Source organism: Prosthecobacter sp. (assembly GCF_029946185.1).
GTDB lineage: Bacteria > Verrucomicrobiota > Verrucomicrobiia > Verrucomicrobiales > Verrucomicrobiaceae > Prosthecobacter.
The window spans coordinates 1-17,710 of sequence record NZ_JAQSEA010000246.1 but is presented as its reverse complement, the minus strand read 5'-3'; the positions used below and the strand labels follow the sequence as shown (position 1 = coordinate 17,710).

The following is a 17,710-nucleotide window of genomic DNA, read 5'->3' as shown; positions in this document are numbered from 1 at the left end:
CGCCCACCAGCAGCGTCTGCAACCAGCCCCGCCGCACATCTTTCTCTTCCTCACCTCCAAAGTGTGCGCCACCTCAAGGCAGCTTCGCCATATCCTCACGCCCGCGCTGCTTCACCTCCGCATCATCTTTCTCCAGGTCAGGCATTGTAAGCCCCTTGTTGATGAACTTCCGCGCTTCTGCACTCTTCCCCATCTGCGCATACGTCCGTCCCAGCTCAATGTAATGCCGTGGCCGCCGCGGATTGATCGCGATGGCCCGCTCAAAGCACACGAGCGCCGCCTCATGCGTGGTCGTCGGCAGCTTCCCATAGATCAGCCCTCCCAGCAGGTGCTTCATCGTGCCCATATTGGCCAGCACCTGGTGCCATCTCCCCAGCACATGCCAGGCCACATCGTTGCGCGGATTCAGGGCGATGGCGCGGTCTGCCGCCGCCTTGATCAGCGGCGTCGCCGCCACCTGCTCTTTGTTACTCTGAAACGGCAGCATGCGCCCGTAGGTGATCGCGGGTGAGATCTGCGCATCCGAATCATTCGGCCCCAGCTTTGCCGCACGTTTGCCATAGTTCAGCGCCACCGCGCCAATTTTGAGCTTCTCCGCCTCCGTTCTCGCATCCGACATCAGATGCCGGTACTGCCGCGCAATGCGCACCAGCAAATCCACATTCGCAGGTTCAATTTTTTCCGCCGGCAGATAATACCGCAGCGCATCCGCAGCCTGAAATTTGAGATCATGAACATCGCCTCGCAGCATCAGTTCATTCGCGCTTTGTGCATGGCCGGTGGTGCAGGTGAGCAGCAGGGCTGCGACAAAGACCGTGGTTCGAGAGATGGAGGATAGGTACATGGTGTTAGTTTTTGAGTTCAATCAGTCTTCCCGCATTCAAAAGAGCCGCCTCGCTCAAGCGCGGGCCGACAAGTTGCAGGCTGGTTACAGGCATGGCTTTTTTCTGCGGCGGCATCGCAATCGGAATCGCCAGCGCCGGGTTGCCCGCAAAATTCACCGGCAGCGTGTTCTGCATGTTAAACACGCGCAGTTCAAAGATGACATCAGCACCCCAGTAAGGCATTTTCGGCGGCAGGCTCTTCAGCGTCGGCATCGCGATGAAATCCACGTACTTAAAGACCCTGCGCAGTTCACGCTGCCATGCCGCCTTGCGTTTCACCGCCGCCTTGTAGCCTAAGTTGTAATCCAGTTCACCATTGGCCAGCACCAGCTTCGTCAGCAGGCTCACACCTTTATGATGCTCGTACTCTTGATCATTGTACCACGCATCCCCCAGCGCCACCACCTTGCCGTCTTTCTCCGCCTGACGCCATTTCTCCCCGAATTCCTCGCTGAGTCTGACGATTTTGAAATGCTTCGCCTTCAGTTCGTCGTCGATGGCTTTATCAATCGCCGGATCCGTGCCACTCACATAAAGCCGCCCGATGGTGATCTGCCGCGCCCTCGGTTTGTCCGCCACAGCCTCGCGATATTTGCTCGCAAATCCCCGCTCCAGCAAATCCATCCCCTTGGCCAGATCGCTGATGTTTCGTGCCAGCGGTCCCACCGTGTCGAGGTGCTTCGGCGAGATCGGAAACACCCCCTTGGTTGAAACCAGACCATAGGTCGTTTTCAATCCATACACGCCGTTGCAAGCCGCCGGCGTCCGGATCGAGCCCCCCGTGTCCGAGCCAAACGCCACATCCGCCATATCCGTGGCAACAGCCACCGCCGAACCGCTCGAAGAACCGCCAGGGATCACATCTCCCTTGCCATCCAGACGGCTCTTAGGCGTGCCAAAATATCGATTATCGCCGGAGACCGTCACCCCAAACTCCGTGAGATTTGTCTTACCCACAATCAGGACGTTTCGTTCCCGCGCCAGCGCCAGACACGCCGCATCTCGTGCTGCCGGAGGATTGTGCTTCGCCAAATACTCGCTTCCCGCCGAAGTCACCCTGCCCTTCATGTCGATATTGTCCTTCACCGCCAGCCGCAGCCCCTGCCCCTGCGCCGGCCAGTAGCTGATAAATGCATTCTCACGTGCATGCCTCAGCCGCCTCTGCTGCGGGGAGGCACAGCCAACGAAAACCATCATCACCACTCCACCAAGCAGCAAATCACCGAGACGCTTTTTTATCATATAGACTTGAACAATCGCAGCAAGGCTCACTGCCGACAATGGGGTAAACACTCCATAGCGCATCCACAGTTCCTCGAATGAAGGAAGTGAACAGGACTTGATTCGAACCAGCGAAAAACATCAGGTTTTCCCGAAGTGGCCCAGAGCAGCAAACCAAATGGGGTCAGGGCTTTTCGACCACCATGCCGGTCTTTTCGTCGGGTCGGGCGATGACGACACGGGCTTGGTTTGCCTTTGTTTTGCCACCGTCGACTTTGATGGCCGTGTTTTGAGCAATCAGAAAGCGGCCACCGCTGATCGGTGCGATGCCGACAGAGGCGTTGAAATCCCATTTGCCGGTGAACTGGAAGTTCTCATCCGCTCGCAGCAGTTCCGCGGGCTTGCCATAGCAACCAAACCACCACGCGCCGTCCGCATACGCGACAGTCTGGATGCCCAAGAGCGTGTAGCCGCTGGCGAGGACGTGGCGTTTCTGGAGGCGGAAGCTTTTGTCGTATTCGTAGAGGTAGTTCTCGTTCACACCGGGCGGCAGACCGCCGATGACGATGAACTTCCCGTCATGATACTCCATGCCGCCTGCGCCGTGAACCACGTCGGGCAGGCGATGCTTCGCAAGCTCGGCGAGGGTGGCCGCATCATAGACATAGACCCACGAATCCGCCGCGCCCGCTGGCTGGTTGAACTTTCCGAGGTTCGTCGCAACATAGACGCGACTGTCGTGATAGCAGAGATCTCCGTGATGACTGGCCACGGCCACTTTCTTGAGAACATGGCCGTTGTGATCGGTCTTCACCAGCTCATCGGTCCAGCACCAAAAGATGCTGCCTTTGCCATCGGTGCAGATACCCTGAAGATGGCGCGGGTAGGCTCCTTCGCAGGGAGTGGCATTCTGTGCGCTGCTTGGGGACAGCTCTGCTGCGGGCAAAAGGTTGAGGCCGAACGCGGCGAGAATCATGAAAGTAAGACAGCGGATATTCATGGAGGTAGAGCTTTCTAAATCGTCCCTGTGGCCGAGCGTGTATCCAGCGGGTAGGGCTGTAAAGTCTTGATCGCCGTCATGGGTCCCTCGGTTTCTATTTCGTGCCCGGTTGCGGTTTGGCTGGCCAGAGGGCGCTGATGGCTTGCACGGTTTCGTTCACGAGGACTTGTCCGCCTTCGGGCCCGACGGCATTACTGACCGGCAGCGCGGAATAGCTGCCGCCTTCGATGGCTTTAGGTGTGGGCAGATATTTGCCCGAACCGCCAGCGAGCTGAATGAGAAAGGTCTGCTCCGCCACGCTGCGCGCCTTCATCTGCACGCCATAGTCGAGATAGAGTTCAAACGGATTGGTGGCGATGGCGATGTCGCCAATGCGCAGCACATGCAGCTCCATGCTGTAGGGCGGGAGCTTGTCACCTTCCTCGAAGCGGCTGATCACCGCCTTTTCGCGATCCATCATCATACGCACCCGATTGTCCGGATTCTGAATGACGCTGAACTCCGCGAGGATCTTCTTCGAGTCTTCATACTCGCGCGGGATGATCTTGCGCGGTGGCAATGTCAGGTCCGCCACAGTGTGGCTGAACGGCGCGTCGGTGCGAATGTCCGCCCGTGCGATGTCCACCGTATCAGCCACTGCTGTGGTGATGCGGCGGCCGATTTCTTGGAGCATCGTCAGTCCGCGTGCCTTGAGCATGCGCTCCTCGGCTTCTTTCCGATACATGCGATGCGGCGACTGATCACCTGCGGCACTGCACCAGCCGAGCACGTTGAGTTCGGGCAGCTCAAGTTTCGCTTTCAATTGCTCGCGCACTTCATGCCAGTAGTCGGCATTGATCGAGCTGCGGCTTTCCACTTCCTGCGCCGGACAAGCCAGATTGATCGCCACAGCGCGCAGCTTCTTGGCCGCGTCCCAAAAGAAGAGTGTTTCCACGGCGTGATCTTCGCCACCCTCGATGTTGCGGAAGTTCGACTGGCCGGTTTTACCATACATCTGCGCGTGACCATCGGCATAAACCGCGCGGCGATTCAGCCCCACCACAGCGTGACTGAGCGTCCAGCTGACCCCACCTGGCTGGCGCTGCTTCCAAGCCGTCGCGGCGGCTTCTGCGAGGCGATCTGTGAGAAACTCCACGTAGGCCGGGGGCTGCATCACGCCTTCCTTCGGGATGTCATAGAGATTCGGGCTGGCCTCCAATTCCGTGGTCACAGGCGCGGTGTGCGTGTGGGTGGCGGAGAGGAACAGTTTGCGGACGTCGATCCCGGGCACCAGCGCCGCGAGCTTCTGCCGCGTCTTGTCCTGAATGCTGGGGCGAATGGCCACGAGGTCGCAGGAAATCATGATGGCGAGATCGAGCTGCTTCCCCGCTTCCTGCGTCTCAATGACGAGGGCTGCCGCGACGATGGGTGTCTCCGCCTTGGTGGAGATGCGCGTGCTGAACTGCCCGGCCAGCGCCACCGGCTCGGGCGGAGTGATGTCCACCGTCGCACTGCCGACGAGCAGTTCCCCCGCCGAAGCCACAGCGCCGAAAACGAAGAGGAGAGCGAGTGTGGATACGAAGCGTGGGGGAGAGGCGGGAGACTTCATCATGGGTCAGGATTGGAAAGTTCCGTCTTACGGATTTGAGCGCCGTTAGTTTTCAACGAAAGAAATACTGTCGACAGTTAATTTTAGAAGAAAGAATAGTGTCGACAGTTTCGTCGTGCTTATATCCCGCAGCACCCCATGACGAAGAATAGCTTTCAGCCCCGACGTAATCTTGCCCATGAAATTGCCGTACAGTTGCGGCGCGACATCATTTCCGGCACTTTTAAGCCGGGTGAAGCCCTGGCGGAACCGATGCTGGCCGAACGCTTTGGAGTCAGCCGTGCGCCTGTTCGTGAAGCGATGATTGAGCTGGAACGCGCAGGCCTTGTTCAGTTTGAGACAACAGGTAGGACGCGCGTGCGGACGCTGGAGGAAAAAGACATCACCGAAATTGTCGAAGCTCGCATTGCTTTGGAAGCGATGGGCGCGCGGCTGGCGGCCATCCGATGGACTGCAGAAGACACCCGCTGGATTGAGAAGAGCATCATGTCGCAGGAGAAAGCAGCGACAGGGGTAAAGTTCAGCCAACTGGACATTGCCATGCATGAATACATCATGCAGTGCAGCGGCAATGAACGTCTGGTCACGCTATGGCAATTTGTGCGCTGGCAGTTCGAGATGGCGCTGACCTACATCCACAGCCTCCAGCAGAAGATGGCCCCCGATCTCCGCAGTTTCAGCGTGATGGGGCACCGAAATGTACTGAAGCCGTTGGCCAACCGCCAGCCGGAGACTGCCGCCAAAGTGATGGCCCAGCATATCAAAGACTCCATTGAGTGGTACACCCCCGAAATCTCGGAACCACCGCCCACAGCAAAAGCCACCCGCTCTGGCAAACGCCCAATTCCCGCCAAGTGAATCCGCTGCGCTTTTCCCCCCTGCTCTTCTCGATTGCTGCCACCGCGACTACGGCGTTGGCGTTGGATGATACGCAGCGTGCGGCGGCGACCTTCTTTGAGAACGAAGTGCGTCCCGTCCTGGTAAAGCGATGCTATGAATGTCATAGCGACACGAAGCAGAAGGGCGGCCTGCGGGTGGACCACATCGGCTACTTGAAAACGGGGGGAGACACTGGCCCGGCATTGGTGCCGGGGAAGCCGGAAGCGTCCGCGCTCATCGAGGCGGTACACTATGCGAACGCAGACTTCCAGATGCCACCCAAGCAAAAGCTGCCGGACGCCGAGATCGCGATTCTGGAGAAGTGGATCAAGCTGGGTGCGCCGTGGCCCGAAGATGCCTCGAAGCAGGTCGTGGTGACTGAGGGAGGCTTCACGGAACAGCAGCGAAATTATTGGTTCTTTCAACCGGTGGCGAAAGTGTCTCCGCCGCAAGTGGACGGCAAATGGGGGCGCAACGAAATCGACCGCTTCATCGAACAGAAGCGTGCTGCGCTGAGGCTCACACCCGCCTCAGAAGCGGACCGCCATGAACTGGTGCGCCGTGTTTATTTTGACCTTCACGGCCTGCCACCGACGCAGGATCAGATCAACACCTTTGTAAACGACAAGGAGCCGCTGGCCTATGAAAAGCTCGTGGACGAACTGCTGGCGAGCCCGCGCTATGGCGAACGCTGGGCGCAGCATTGGCTCGACCTCGTGCGCTACGCGGAGAGCGATGGATACAACCAGGACGCCTATCGCTCGTTCGTCTGGCCGTATCGTGACTACGTCATCAAATCGTTCAACGACGACAAGCCCTACGATCAGTTCGTGCGCGAGCAGCTCGCGGGCGACGAAATCGCGCCGAATGACCCGGAGGTGATGATCGCCACCGCCTTCCTGCGTCATCCGGTGTATGAATACAATCTGCGCGATGTGCGCGGCCAGTGGGACCTGATTCTCACCGACCTGACGGACACCGCCGGTGAGCTTTTTCTCGGACTGAGCATGGGCTGTGCGCGCTGCCACAATCACAAATTCGATCCCATTCTACAAAAGGACTACTATCGTCTGCGCGCCTTTTTCACGCCGGTGCATTGGCGCGACGATTTGAAGCTCGTCACTCCAGCGGAGAAGCAGGCCTTTGATGAGCAGCAGGCCAAGTGGGAAGCCGCCACGGCTGCGATCCGTGCCAAAATGGACGCACTCACGAAGCCTGGCATCGACCGGGTGGTTGAAACGTGGCTTGTCAGCTTCACCGAAGACTTGCAGGCGATGACCTTCAAACCTGCGGACCAGCGTGATGCGTTGGAGAAACAGCTCGGCGGACTTTGTGAGCGCCAGTTGGATTTTGCGCGTGCGTCATTTGACCCAACGAAAAACCTCAAGACCGACGCGGCCAAGGCGGAATACAAGGCGCTCAAGGAGGAACTCAATCAGTTCCAGCACCTGAAGCCCAAGCCACTGCCCGAAGCCTACGTGGCCACGGATGCTGGCCCCGCAGCACCTGCCAACCTGCTGAGCACCCGCAAAGGCGATCAGGAAATCGCGCCGGGTTTCCTTGCCATCGTGGACCCGAATCCGCCCAAGATCACGCCGACGAAGACCTCCACCGGTCGTCGCACAGCGCTCGCCGACTGGATCACGCGACCGGACAACCAGCTCTCCACCCGGGTCATCGTGAACCGCGTGTGGCAGTATCATTTCGGACGCGGCATGGTCGCGTCAGCCAGTGAGTTTGGCACTCTGGGCGAGAAGCCGTCGCATCCCGCGCTGCTCGATTTTCTCACGGCAAAGTTTGTGGCCGGAGGCTGGCATTTAAAAGCACTGCATCGCGAGATCATGCTTTCCGCCACCTATCGCCAGACCGCGCGCCGCGAGCCGGATGCGACGGCGGCAAAGGTCGATCCATCGAATGTTTATCTCTGGCGCTTCAACCCCCGCCGTCTGGATGCGGAGCAGGTCCGCGACGCCATGCTGGCGGTGAGCGGTGAACTTGACCTCACAGCCGGAGGTCCATCCGGTGATGGCAATGGCACACGCCGCTCTGTTTACACGCGGAAGAAGCGCAACAGCCCAAACGACCTGCTGCTGGCTCTCGACATGCCAGCGGGTTTTACGAGCACCGCCGAGCGGCAAAGCACGACGACGCCAACCCAGGCCTTGCAGTTGCTCAATGGCGACTGGTTGCTCGCCCGCGCCCGCAAGCTGGCTTCGCAGGTGAAGGGCATCGACGAGGTCTGGATGGCTGTTCTGGGCCGACGCCCCACAGACAAAGAGCGGGCGACGGCGGATGCCTTTCTCAAGCGGCGGATTGGCATGACCGAAGCAGCGCTTCCCGCCACCGAAGCCGCTGAAAATAATGCCCCAAGCAGGGGCTTTCATTTCAACAGCCCGCATGAGCGTTTGCTCGTTCGTTCCAATGAAAAAGAGGGCGATGAATTCTCCGTCGAGGCCATCGTGAAGCTCGACAGCGTCGATGTGAATGCCGAACTTCGCACCCTGGTCTCGCATTGGGACGGCGGCAAAGCGAGCCTGGAATCCTTCGGTTGGAGCATCGACGTCACCGGTCAAAAGTCTCGTTACAAACCGCGCAACATCCTCATGCAATTAGTGGGCGAGGACGAGAACGCGAACATCGGTTATCAGGTGGTGGCATCCGACATTCACATTGAGGTCGGTCGCCGCTATCATCTGGTGGTGCGTGTTTCCAGCGCTCGTCATAGCGTCACTTTCACCGTGCGTGATCTCGATACGCCCGGGGCTGCGGTGCAGTCCGCCGTCGTGCCGATGGATCGCCTCTCCAATCTCAGCCGGGGCGCTTCGCCGGTCATCCTCGGTGGCCTGAACAAGCGCACGCCGACGCGGCAATGGGACGGCCAGATTGAGGCGCTGCGCCTCGTGGCGGGTCACGCTGATGACAGCGCGCTCAACACCGATGCCGAAAAATGGAATGCCGGTCTTTTCATCTGGCGTGCCGCTGATCCGCCGAACTCGCAATTCACCTGGAGTGGTGCCGACACCGGAGCCCCCCAGGAGAATGATCCGTTGCTCAAAGCCATGACCGGCCTCTGCCAGGTGCTGCTGACCTCGAATCAGTTCTTCTACCTTCACTAATTCCAACGCCATGTCCTGCCATCGCTACGACCTTCCCGCCTCGCGCCGCGACTTCCTGCAAACTGCCGGTGGCGGCTTCGGTGCCGTCGCGCTGGCGGCAATCATGGGCGAGCAGGCCCAGGCCGCCTCGATTCGTCTGCCCCAACGTGTTGCCAAGGCAAAGAGCGTCATTTTCCTCTTCATGGAAGGTGGTCCCAGCCACCTCGACACCTTCGACTACAAACCGCTGCTGAACAAGCTGGCCGGGCAATCTCTGCCCGCGAGTTTCAAGACTCCGCTCACGGCGGCAGGCGAGGCGAAGTCGCCCCTGCTCGAATGCAAACGCACCTGGAAGCAACACGGCCAGGGCGGCTTGTGGATCTCCGACTGGTTCCCACAGGTCGCCGGTCATGCAGACGATCTCGCCGTGATTCGCTCCTGTGCCTCCAGCGGGATCAATCACGCGGGCGGTGTGTGCTCGATGAACACGGGCTCACTCTTTGGCGGTCGTCCGTCGCTTGGCGCATGGGCCTCGTATGGGCTCGGCACGGAGAACCGAAACCTGCCCGCCTTTGTCGTCATCAAGGACAGCGAGGCATCGGTCGTGAACGGTGTGCGCAACTGGGGCAATGGCTTCATGCCAGCCGTGTATCAGGGCGTCGAATTTCACTCCGACGGCACGCCGATCAAATACCTGGACAACCCCAAAGGCGTGGACCGCCGTGAACAGCGCGACAAGCTCGACCTCCTCGGAGCACTCGACCGCGATTTCAACGCGAACCGTACCAGCAACACCGAACTGGACGCCCGCATCCAGGGCTTCGAACTCGCCTACCAGATGCAGGCTGAAGCACCCGGCGCGGTCGATTTGAGCGGAGAAACCGAGCTCACCAAAAAGCTCTATGGCATGAACAACGCGGCCACTGCAACCTTTGGCCGCAACTGCCTCCTCGCCCGTCGCCTCGTCGAAAGCGGTGTGCGTTTCGTGCAGCTTTACAGCGGCGCTGGCAGCAAGTGGGACAGCCACAACGGCATCGAGGCCAAGCACTCACAGCTCTGCAACTCCGTGGACAAACCCATTGCCGCGCTGCTCACCGATCTCAAGTCTCGCGGTCTGCTGGAGGAGACCCTCGTCATCTGGGGCGGCGAATTTGGCCGCACCCCCATGAGCGAAAAAGGCGACGGCCGGGATCACAATCCCACAGGCTTCACCATGTGGATGGCCGGCGGCGGTGTGCAAGGTGGCCAGACCTACGGCAGCACGGACGATCTGGGTCTCTATGCCGTGGAAGACCGCCTGCACGTCCACGATATCCACTCCACGATTCTGCATCTGCTGGGCATCGATCACACGCGGCTCATCTACCCGCACATGGGGCGGCCAGAGCGCATCGACCAAAACGAAGGGCACCCCTTTACCAAGCTGCTGGGAGCGTGATTCACCCAGAGTTAGGCAGTAGAATGAGGGCAGTAGAATTCAGAACTCACCATTCAACTGCCCCCATTCAACTGCCTATTAATCCCGCCCAATTTCACAAAACGACTTCTTCTCCCATGACTCCTGTTACCAAATCAAATCTCCAGCTCGGCACCTGGCTGCAAACCGGTTCCGCCGTCATCGCCGAAATTGCCGATATGAGCGGCTTCGACTGGCTGCTCATCGACCTCGAGCACGGCTGCGGCACCGAGGCCATGGTGCTGCCGCAAATCCAGGTCATCCGCAATGCCGATGCCATCGTGCGAGTCGGCGCACCGCATCCAGATCTCATCGCGCGTTCGCTGGACTGGGGTGCTGCGGGTATCATGGTGCCAATGGTATCCACGGCGGAAAAAGCCGAAGCCTGCGTGCGCGCCATGCGCTACCCGCCGCGTGGAGACAGAGGTCTGGCAGGAATGGTGCGCGCCTTTAATTTCGGACTTCATCGCGAAATGCGCACGCCTGTTTTCTATGCGCAGATCGAGACGATTGAAGGAGTGGAAAACGCGCGCGCCATCGCCGCTGTCGATGGTGTGGATGTGCTCTTCATTGGTCCGATGGATTTGAAGCTCAACCTTCAGTCCCGCCCCGAACGCACCAGCATGGACTACGCGGCCTGCCTGCTCGAAGTCGCCGCTGCGGCCAAGGCTTCGGGCAAATCTTGTGGTCTTCTCTGTCGTCAGACCGACGATTTTGCCGAACTGCAGGCGCTCGGTTTCACCCATCTTGCCATCGAGACTGACGTCACGCTCTTGCGCGAGAGCTACCGCAACGTTGTCCAACCTCTTCGAGTCTAAATATGACCTTGAGAACAACCATTTCGCTGCTTGGCATCGTCTGCGTCTGTGGACTTCAGGCCGACGATTCAAAGCCGGTGCTGCAACTGGATTTCGGCCAGGAAGAATCGGCTCCATTGATTCCTGTTGGCAATGTGGTGCGTGATCAGGCCGGGCCGCGTCCGCCGGAGTTTCCGGATTTTGAATCAAACAACACCGCCATTCAGTTGAAGGGAAAAGGTTCCCGTTTTGAGATCAAAGATCCGGGGCCGCAGAGTCCATTCGATTTCACCAATAGCGATGCCATCACGATGGAATCCTGGGTCAAGGTGATTCAACTGAGCCCCGGCCAGCCAGTGTATATCGTGGGAAAAGGTCGCACCAACTCGCCGCACTTTGCCCGCAATAATCAGAACTGGTCTCTGCGCGCCATCGGCGGGAGTGCGGGTCTGGCACATCTCAGCTTTCTCTTTGCCAGCGCTCCAGAACCCGGCGGCCAGAACACCTGGCATATCTGGAATTCAGAGGCGTCTTTCAAGATCGCGACGGGCTGGCATCACATCGCCATTTCATACGTCTTTGGCAAACCCGACACGCTGCGCGGATGGATTGACGGTGTGGCAACCAAGGGAGTATGGGGAGCGGATGGAGCAACGACCAAGGCACCCGTGGTCGATAATGACGACGTCTGGATCGGCTCGTCTCTGGGCGGCAACGCGGGCAACAGTCTGGTGGGTTTTCTGGATGCCGTGGCGATCCATCGACGCGCTCTGACCGATGCAGAAATCGCGAAGCACAGCCGGCGAAAAGATGGCCCCCAAGTGGTGCTGCCCGCTGTCGCGAAAATGCCGGAGTTAGGAAAGATCCAGGCAGGAAAAGTGCTCGTTCAATTCAACGAAGGTCTCTCCGTCTCTGATCGTTGGCCCAATTCGATGGAGGCACCGCAGGAATCCGCCCGCTGGTGGGGCGCTGCGTTCCTGCTGCCCCGTGTGCCGGTGCAGTTTGACGAATGGGGCATCCGGTCGAGTTGGAAAGCGCCGCTTTTGCTCCGCATGGCCGCAGACGTGGCACTGCCGGAAGGATCACGCCGTGTGCTGCTGCGAACCCGCGGACTGTCACGTCTCTGGATCGATGGCGAGTTAATCGCTGAAACAAAACCAGCGGTCGGCAATGGCGAAAATGGTTTCGACCCGGTGACTCCACTTGCAAAGCCGCCGCATCCTGGAGTGCGAGTCAAAGGCTACCACCAGCAGGAATTTTTCGGAACGATGTCGAAGCCGTCCAAGAGAGCGACTTCCCGCGTCGTGCTGGAGTTGATTGTCGGCGGAAAAAACCAGCGCACCGATACCGGGGAGGTCACCGTCGCTCTTGAGTCGGCGAGTGGCGATTCATTCACCATTCTCCAGGCCGTCGGCAATCCGGAACTTTCTTTGACGGATGCCCAGGTCGAACCGGCCCTCAGCGAAATCGAAACTTCACTGGCCCGTTTTGACGACGCCAATCGACGCAAAGCATCCCAGTCCCGCGATTCGTTTTGGCAGAAGCGCCATGGCATCGCCAAAGAATGGGTGAAGAAAAATCCGGCACCAAAACCTCCAGGTGAAGGCCACCCCGTGGATGCCTTTATCGACGCAAAAATCGGCAATGCCCTCGCGGCGGGTGCTGCCACCACAGACGCAGCGAAGGTTTTCCACGGGGAGATTCTACCGGTCCTGCGGGAACAGTGTTTCCGTTGCCACGGCGAGAAAGACAAGGGCGGTCTGAAGCTGAACACGCGTGAGGCTGCCCTGCGTGGAGGTGATTCGGAAGTCCCTTCAATCATTCCCGGCGATCCGGCGGCCAGTGAATTGATCAAGCGCCTCCGCAGCAACGACGAGGATCAAATCATGCCGCCCACCGGCGACCGCCTCACGCAAGAACAGATCACCCGGCTGGAGTCGTGGATTCGCAGCGGTGCCGACTGGCCCGCCCCTCCGGTCGATCCTGAGAAACTCGCCAAAACATCCATCACCTCCGACACTGCTTTTCTCCGGCGCATCTATCTGGACACGATCGGTCTGCCGCCTGCTCCGAATGAGGCGAAAGCGTTTCTCGCCGACACCGATCCTGACAAACGCACCAAGCTGATCGACCGGCTGCTCGCTGATGAACGCTGTGCGGATCATGAGGTCAGCGGCTGGATGGATGTTCTCGCTGAGAACCCCACGCTGCTCAATGCTTCGCTCAACAGTACCGGGCCGTTTCGCTGGTTTCTATACGATGCCCTGCGTGACAACAAGGCGCTCGACCGCATGGTCACGGAGTTGCTCCTGATGCGCGGAGATGCCGCACACGGCGGCAGCGCAGGCTTTGCCCAGGCGGCGGAAAACGATGCACCGTTCGCCGCGAAAGGCCACATCGTTGCCGCCGCGTTTCTCGGCATCGATTTGCAGTGCGCCCGCTGTCATGATTCGCCCTATCACTCCACCCTGCAGCGTGATCTCTACTCGCTCGCCGCCATGCTGGAGCGCAAGACAGTGATAGTCCCGAAGACCAGCCGGGTCCCTGCGGCATTTTTTGAAAAGAAAGCCCGCGAATCGTTGATCCGCGTGACGCTGAAACCTGACGAGCCGGTGACTCCCGTCTGGCCCTTCGCTGGCGTGACCGGTGTGACGGAAAACACCGGCCTCGAATCCCTCATCGAAGATCCCAAGGACACGCGGGAGCGCCTCGCGGCCCTCATCACTTCGCCGGAGAACCGGCGTTTCCCACGCGTGATTGTGAACCGAATTTGGAAACGCCTCATGGGTGCGGGTTTTGTCGAACCAGTGCAGGATTGGGAAGGCCATGACGCCAGTCACCCAGAGTTGCTCGACTGGCTCGCCACCGAGCTGATTTCCGCCGACTACGATGTCCGGCACATCATCCGGCTCATCGTCACATCGCAGGCTTATCAACGTGAGGCAGGCTTGGAAAATCTGGTCTCTGCGAGTGCCGCCGAACGTTTTTTCAATGCGCCAGCGCGTCGCCGCCTCACCGCTGAACAGATCCTGGACTCGCTGCACACGGCTGCCGGAGTCGCCATCGATTCCGAAGCCATGACCTTCATTCACGACGGATCAAAAACGCTGCAGTCGCGGCAGGATCTCGGCTTTCCCCGCCGTGGCTGGATGTTCGCCAGCCTCAACAACGAACGGGATCGTCCGAGTCTGGCCCTGCCCCGTGCGCAAGCCGCCGTGAATGTGTTGGAGGCGTTTGGGTGGGACGGCTCCCGCCAAAAGCCGATCTTTGATCGTGATACAGACCCGAACATGCTCCAGCCCGGAATCCTCGAAAACGGCACTCTGACCCAGTCGTTGTCCAGAGCATCCTGGAAATCCGAACTGGCCAGTCTCGCGGTGGAAGCGACATCACCGGAAGCGCTGCTGGAAAACCTATTCCTCCGTTTCCTCAGCCGCAAACCGTTGCCATCTGAACGGGATTCATTTCTCCCGGTGTTGCAGTCCGGCTTTGAAAAACGACTCACACCCGCCGCTCAAATCGTGACACCGACGAAGCCAGAACCGCTGCGTCTGGTGACCTGGCTCAACCATGTGACACCGGACGCCAACACCATTCAGCAAGAGAACGAAAACCGCGCCCAGCGTGGCCCCAGCCCCGATCCGCGTTTGCAACCAGCATGGCGAGAAGTTTACGAAGACCTCATCTGGAGCCTGATCAACGACCGCGACTTTGTCTGGATGCCGTGACAAGAAGAGTAGGCAGTAGAATAGGGGCAGTAGAATTCAAAACCAGAAGTTCAAATCAAAAATTCTACTATCCCCATTCTACTGCCCCCATTCTACTGCCCCCATTCTACTGCCTGCAAACATCCCTCCCATCATGCCTATCCACCGCACTCTCAACCTGCCAGCCATCACGGATGCAGAGTTTGCCCGCATCGACAAAGCGGTGATGGGCCATGCTTATGACATCCAGAATCGCATGGGCCGACTTTTCGACGAGCGCATCTATGAAAACGAGCTCGCCGAACGGCTGCGAGCGGATGGCTTTGAGGTTTTCTCCCAGATTCCGGTTCAAGTGGTTCATGGTAGTTTCTCCAAGACCTATTACCTCGACCTGATCGTGAACGGTATGGTTTATGAGCTGAAAGTTGTCGAAACTCTACATAACTCGCACAAGGCCCAGGCGTTGCACTACGCCATGCTACAAGGCGTGCGGTTGGTGAAGCTGCTCAACTTCGGCGCAGACAGAATTCAGGGTGATCTTCTCAAAAATCTGCTGGATGAGTCCGAGCGGCATCACCCCGTGCTACAAAAATGTGGTTGGAAACCGCAGACGCCCGGCTGCGAGCGCCTTGTTGAGCATCTTCGCATTCTGCTCAACGACTGGGGCACTCATCTCTGCGCGACGCTCTACAACGAAGCACTCATTCATCACTTCGGAGGTGAGCCGCAATGTTTGAAGCGCGTCGATGTCCGCTCCGCCACTTCCGTTTTAGGGTCCCATCTTGTTCAGATGCACGCACCCAACGCGACATTTCACGTGACCACTCTCAGCCAAGGCCAGACATCATATCAACGTCAACTTCAGCATGTCTTCGACCGCATCCCGCCTCAAGTCATGCAATGGATCAATCTCAATCATGCCAGCGTCGAAATCACGACACTTAGCAAGACAGAAAAATAGGCAGTAGAATTCAAACCAGAAATTCAGATCAAAAAATTCTACTGCCCCCATTCTACTGCCTAGAAATCCTTCACAATCGCCCCCCTCATGAAGCGCAGACACTTTCTCAAAACCGGAGCCACCCTGTCCGGCAGCCTTGCCTTACCACACTCGCTTTTAGCGGAAACCCTTTCGCCGCCCATTCGCGGAAAAGCAGAGCACGTCATTTCGATCTGGCTGGGAGGTGGCATGGCGCAGACCGACACCTTCGACCCTAAACGAGTGGGCGACCCAAAAGCAAAAAAGGCTGGCTCCTACTACCCGTCCATCGACACAGCAGTTCCCGGCGTGCGAGTGTGCGAACATTTGTCCCACATGGCACCGCTCATGGATCGCGTCACAGCGGTGCGAACGGTAAACCACAACGTCATCGATGAACACGCCGCCGCCACCAATCGCATGCATACCGGTCGTCCCATCAGCGGCACGATCAGCTATCCATCCATCGGCTCGATCATATCCCACGAACGGGGAGCCGTGGCCGAGGATGCCCCGCCCTATGTCCTGATCGGCTATCCGAATGTCACCCGTGGCCCTGGATTTCTCGGTGCGCAATCCAGCTACCTCTACCTGACCGATACCAGTCGCGGTCCGGCAGGATTGTCCCTCCCACCGGGGATTTCGAGCGGGCGGCAGGCGCGTCGCGAACGCTTTCTCTCATCCCTCCAGGCAAGTGCCGGGACGACCGCAGACCGGCAGTTGAAAAGTTATGATGCCGCCATCGCGCAAAGCCTGAAGCTCAGCGGACCTGAGTTCAATCGCGCATTTCAACTCGACGCCGAACCCGCCGACCTGCGGAACGAATACGGCGGTGAATTCGGCCAGCGCTGCCTGCTCAGTCGTCGGCTGGTTGAGCGCGGCGTGCGCTTCATCGAAGTCTCCCACAATCTAAACTTCATCAATGGCACCGGCTGGGATGCACACAAAGAAGGCATTCTCCAGCAGCATGTGTTGATCCAGGAACTCGACATCGCCATGGCCGCATTGATCCGGGATCTGTCCGCGAAAAAGCTGCTCGATAAAACCCTCATCATCGTCACCACCGAATTTGGCCGCCCACCGGAATTCGACAGTGGCGGCGGGCGCGGGCATCAGGGCAGCGCCTTCACCTGCGTGCTGGCTGGAGGCGGCCTGAAGCATTGCGGCGCGTGGGGCCAAACCGATGACCTCTCGAAAAACATCGTCACCCATCCCGTCAGCGTGCCCGATTTCTTTGCCACCGTCTGCGCCGCCGTAGGCGTCGATTACCGCAAGAACCTCTACGACGGAGATCGTCCTGTGCCGATCACGGATCAGGGAAATCCGATTGCCGCTCTTTTTGCATAGTCAGCACCAAATTCCGTCCTGAAAACCATCTCTTTTCCGGAGCCTCACTGCCTGCGCCGCACACGAACTCGTCATCATTCCCGACGCATCGCTCAGCTTTCATTTGAAAGCGAAGCAGCGTGATCTACACCCACTTCTGCGAGGTTTCTTCGACGAGCATGTGCAAAGGCAAGTGAGGCAGCATGGGTCTTCAGCGCACGCGCTGCAACAGCTCCAGGGTTTTGGCCGTGATCTTCACCGATGCCTCGCGCTCGACTCGGTTCGTGCCGAGCCAGGTTTCGTAACCGCCGAGTTCATGCTGCGCGGGGGTGGGCAGGTAGCCGTTGCTGCCGTTTGCCAACTCAATGGTGAAGGTGCTTTTGAAGGGACTGCGGGCTTTGATTTCCAGACCGATGGCGGTGAAGACCTCAAACGGGATGGCGGCGATGCCAAGTTCGCCGATGCCAAAGGCCTGCATCACGGCGCTGATCTTGTCCGGCTTCGCATCGCGGGCAGCGAGCGTGCGCTCGGCATAGGGCTGCTCCAGCCGGTGGGTTTGCGCGGCGTCCTTGGGTTTGGCGAGCACGCCCTCCGCCCATGCAATCATTTCCGGTGTGGGACGGCGCACGTAGAGTTCGAGGTCTTCGACCGCTGCCTTCAGCGGCACCCAGTCCTGATGTTTGAGCGTGGCGTGAACGCGCAGTACTTCGGTGGCGAGATCACCGGCCACGAGTTTGCTCTTTTCATAGGGGGCGCGCTTCACGGTGGGAGTCTTGCC

The 17,710-nt window shown here is 59.0% G+C and carries 11 protein-coding genes and 1 pseudogene; 7 read left to right on the top strand and 5 right to left on the bottom strand.

The window, feature by feature from the left end:
* Positions 1-73: 73 nt before the first annotated feature.
* The 4 genes from PSV43_RS20450 to PSV43_RS20435 all read right to left on the bottom strand — a co-directional run bounded on the left by PSV43_RS20450 (position 74) and on the right by PSV43_RS20435 (position 4,696).
* Entirely contained in the window at positions 74-844 is a 771-nt protein-coding gene (locus PSV43_RS20450) for a tetratricopeptide repeat protein (protein ID WP_300201946.1), read from the bottom strand.
* Positions 845-848: 4 nt separating this feature from the next.
* Positions 849-2,126, bottom strand: a complete 1,278-nt coding sequence (locus tag PSV43_RS20445; protein ID WP_300201943.1) for an amidase — start codon at positions 2,124-2,126, stop codon at positions 849-851.
* 163 nt (positions 2,127-2,289) lie between these two features.
* Entirely contained in the window at positions 2,290-3,105 is an 816-nt protein-coding gene (locus PSV43_RS20440; RefSeq protein WP_300201940.1) for a hypothetical protein, read from the bottom strand.
* A 94-nt stretch (positions 3,106-3,199) separates the two neighbouring features.
* Positions 3,200-4,696: a hypothetical protein gene (locus tag PSV43_RS20435; RefSeq protein ID WP_300201937.1), complete on the bottom strand. Its 1,497-nt coding sequence runs from the start codon at positions 4,694-4,696 to the stop codon at positions 3,200-3,202.
* 135 nt (positions 4,697-4,831) lie between these two features.
* On the opposite strand from PSV43_RS20435, the gene PSV43_RS20430 reads away from it, so the two are divergent.
* From PSV43_RS20430 to PSV43_RS20400, 7 genes are all read left to right on the top strand, one after another.
* Entirely contained in the window at positions 4,832-5,551 is a 720-nt protein-coding gene (locus tag PSV43_RS20430) for a GntR family transcriptional regulator (protein WP_300201934.1), read from the top strand.
* A complete protein-coding gene (locus PSV43_RS20425) occupies positions 5,548-8,688 on the top strand; it encodes a PSD1 and planctomycete cytochrome C domain-containing protein (protein ID WP_300201931.1) in 3,141 nt (1,046 codons plus the stop codon). The genes PSV43_RS20430 and PSV43_RS20425 overlap by 4 nt, the downstream gene beginning before the upstream one ends.
* Positions 8,689-8,698: 10 nt before the next feature.
* The gene (locus PSV43_RS20420; RefSeq protein WP_300201929.1) at positions 8,699-10,105 is read left to right on the top strand and encodes a DUF1501 domain-containing protein; all 1,407 of its coding nucleotides are present in this window, start codon (positions 8,699-8,701) and stop codon (positions 10,103-10,105) included.
* 116 nt (positions 10,106-10,221) lie between these two features.
* Entirely contained in the window at positions 10,222-10,941 is a 720-nt protein-coding gene (locus PSV43_RS20415) for an aldolase/citrate lyase family protein (protein WP_300201926.1), read from the top strand.
* An 8-nt stretch (positions 10,942-10,949) separates the two neighbouring features.
* A complete protein-coding gene (locus PSV43_RS20410) occupies positions 10,950-14,648 on the top strand; it encodes a DUF1553 domain-containing protein (RefSeq protein ID WP_300201923.1) in 3,699 nt (1,232 codons plus the stop codon).
* Between the two features lie 133 nt (positions 14,649-14,781).
* Positions 14,782-15,588 carry a GxxExxY protein gene (locus PSV43_RS20405; protein WP_300201921.1) on the top strand — a complete coding sequence of 269 codons (807 nt, stop codon included), beginning with the start codon at positions 14,782-14,784 and terminating at the stop codon, positions 15,586-15,588.
* An 87-nt stretch (positions 15,589-15,675) separates the two neighbouring features.
* Positions 15,676-16,953, top strand: a complete 1,278-nt coding sequence (locus tag PSV43_RS20400; RefSeq protein ID WP_300201918.1) for a DUF1501 domain-containing protein — start codon at positions 15,676-15,678, stop codon at positions 16,951-16,953.
* A 190-nt stretch (positions 16,954-17,143) separates the two neighbouring features.
* On the opposite strand, the pseudogene PSV43_RS20395 reads toward PSV43_RS20400, so the two are convergent.
* Positions 17,144-17,710: pseudogene (locus tag PSV43_RS20395) on the bottom strand (hypothetical protein); the annotation flags it as partial.

Coding starts and splice junctions, on each gene's coding strand:
- PSV43_RS20430 (WP_300201934.1), top strand. CDS start 4,832: ATGACGAAGAATAGCTTTCAGCCCCGACGTAATCTTGCCCATGAAATT.
- PSV43_RS20420 (WP_300201929.1), top strand. CDS start 8,699: ATGTCCTGCCATCGCTACGACCTTCCCGCCTCGCGCCGCGACTTCCTG.
- PSV43_RS20450 (WP_300201946.1), bottom strand. CDS start 844: ATGTACCTATCCTCCATCTCTCGAACCACGGTCTTTGTCGCAGCCCTG.
- PSV43_RS20435 (WP_300201937.1), bottom strand. CDS start 4,696: ATGATGAAGTCTCCCGCCTCTCCCCCACGCTTCGTATCCACACTCGCT.
- PSV43_RS20405 (WP_300201921.1), top strand. CDS start 14,782: ATGCCTATCCACCGCACTCTCAACCTGCCAGCCATCACGGATGCAGAG.
- PSV43_RS20445 (WP_300201943.1), bottom strand. CDS start 2,126: ATGATAAAAAAGCGTCTCGGTGATTTGCTGCTTGGTGGAGTGGTGATG.
- PSV43_RS20440 (WP_300201940.1), bottom strand. CDS start 3,105: ATGAATATCCGCTGTCTTACTTTCATGATTCTCGCCGCGTTCGGCCTC.
- PSV43_RS20415 (WP_300201926.1), top strand. CDS start 10,222: ATGACTCCTGTTACCAAATCAAATCTCCAGCTCGGCACCTGGCTGCAA.
- PSV43_RS20400 (WP_300201918.1), top strand. CDS start 15,676: ATGAAGCGCAGACACTTTCTCAAAACCGGAGCCACCCTGTCCGGCAGC.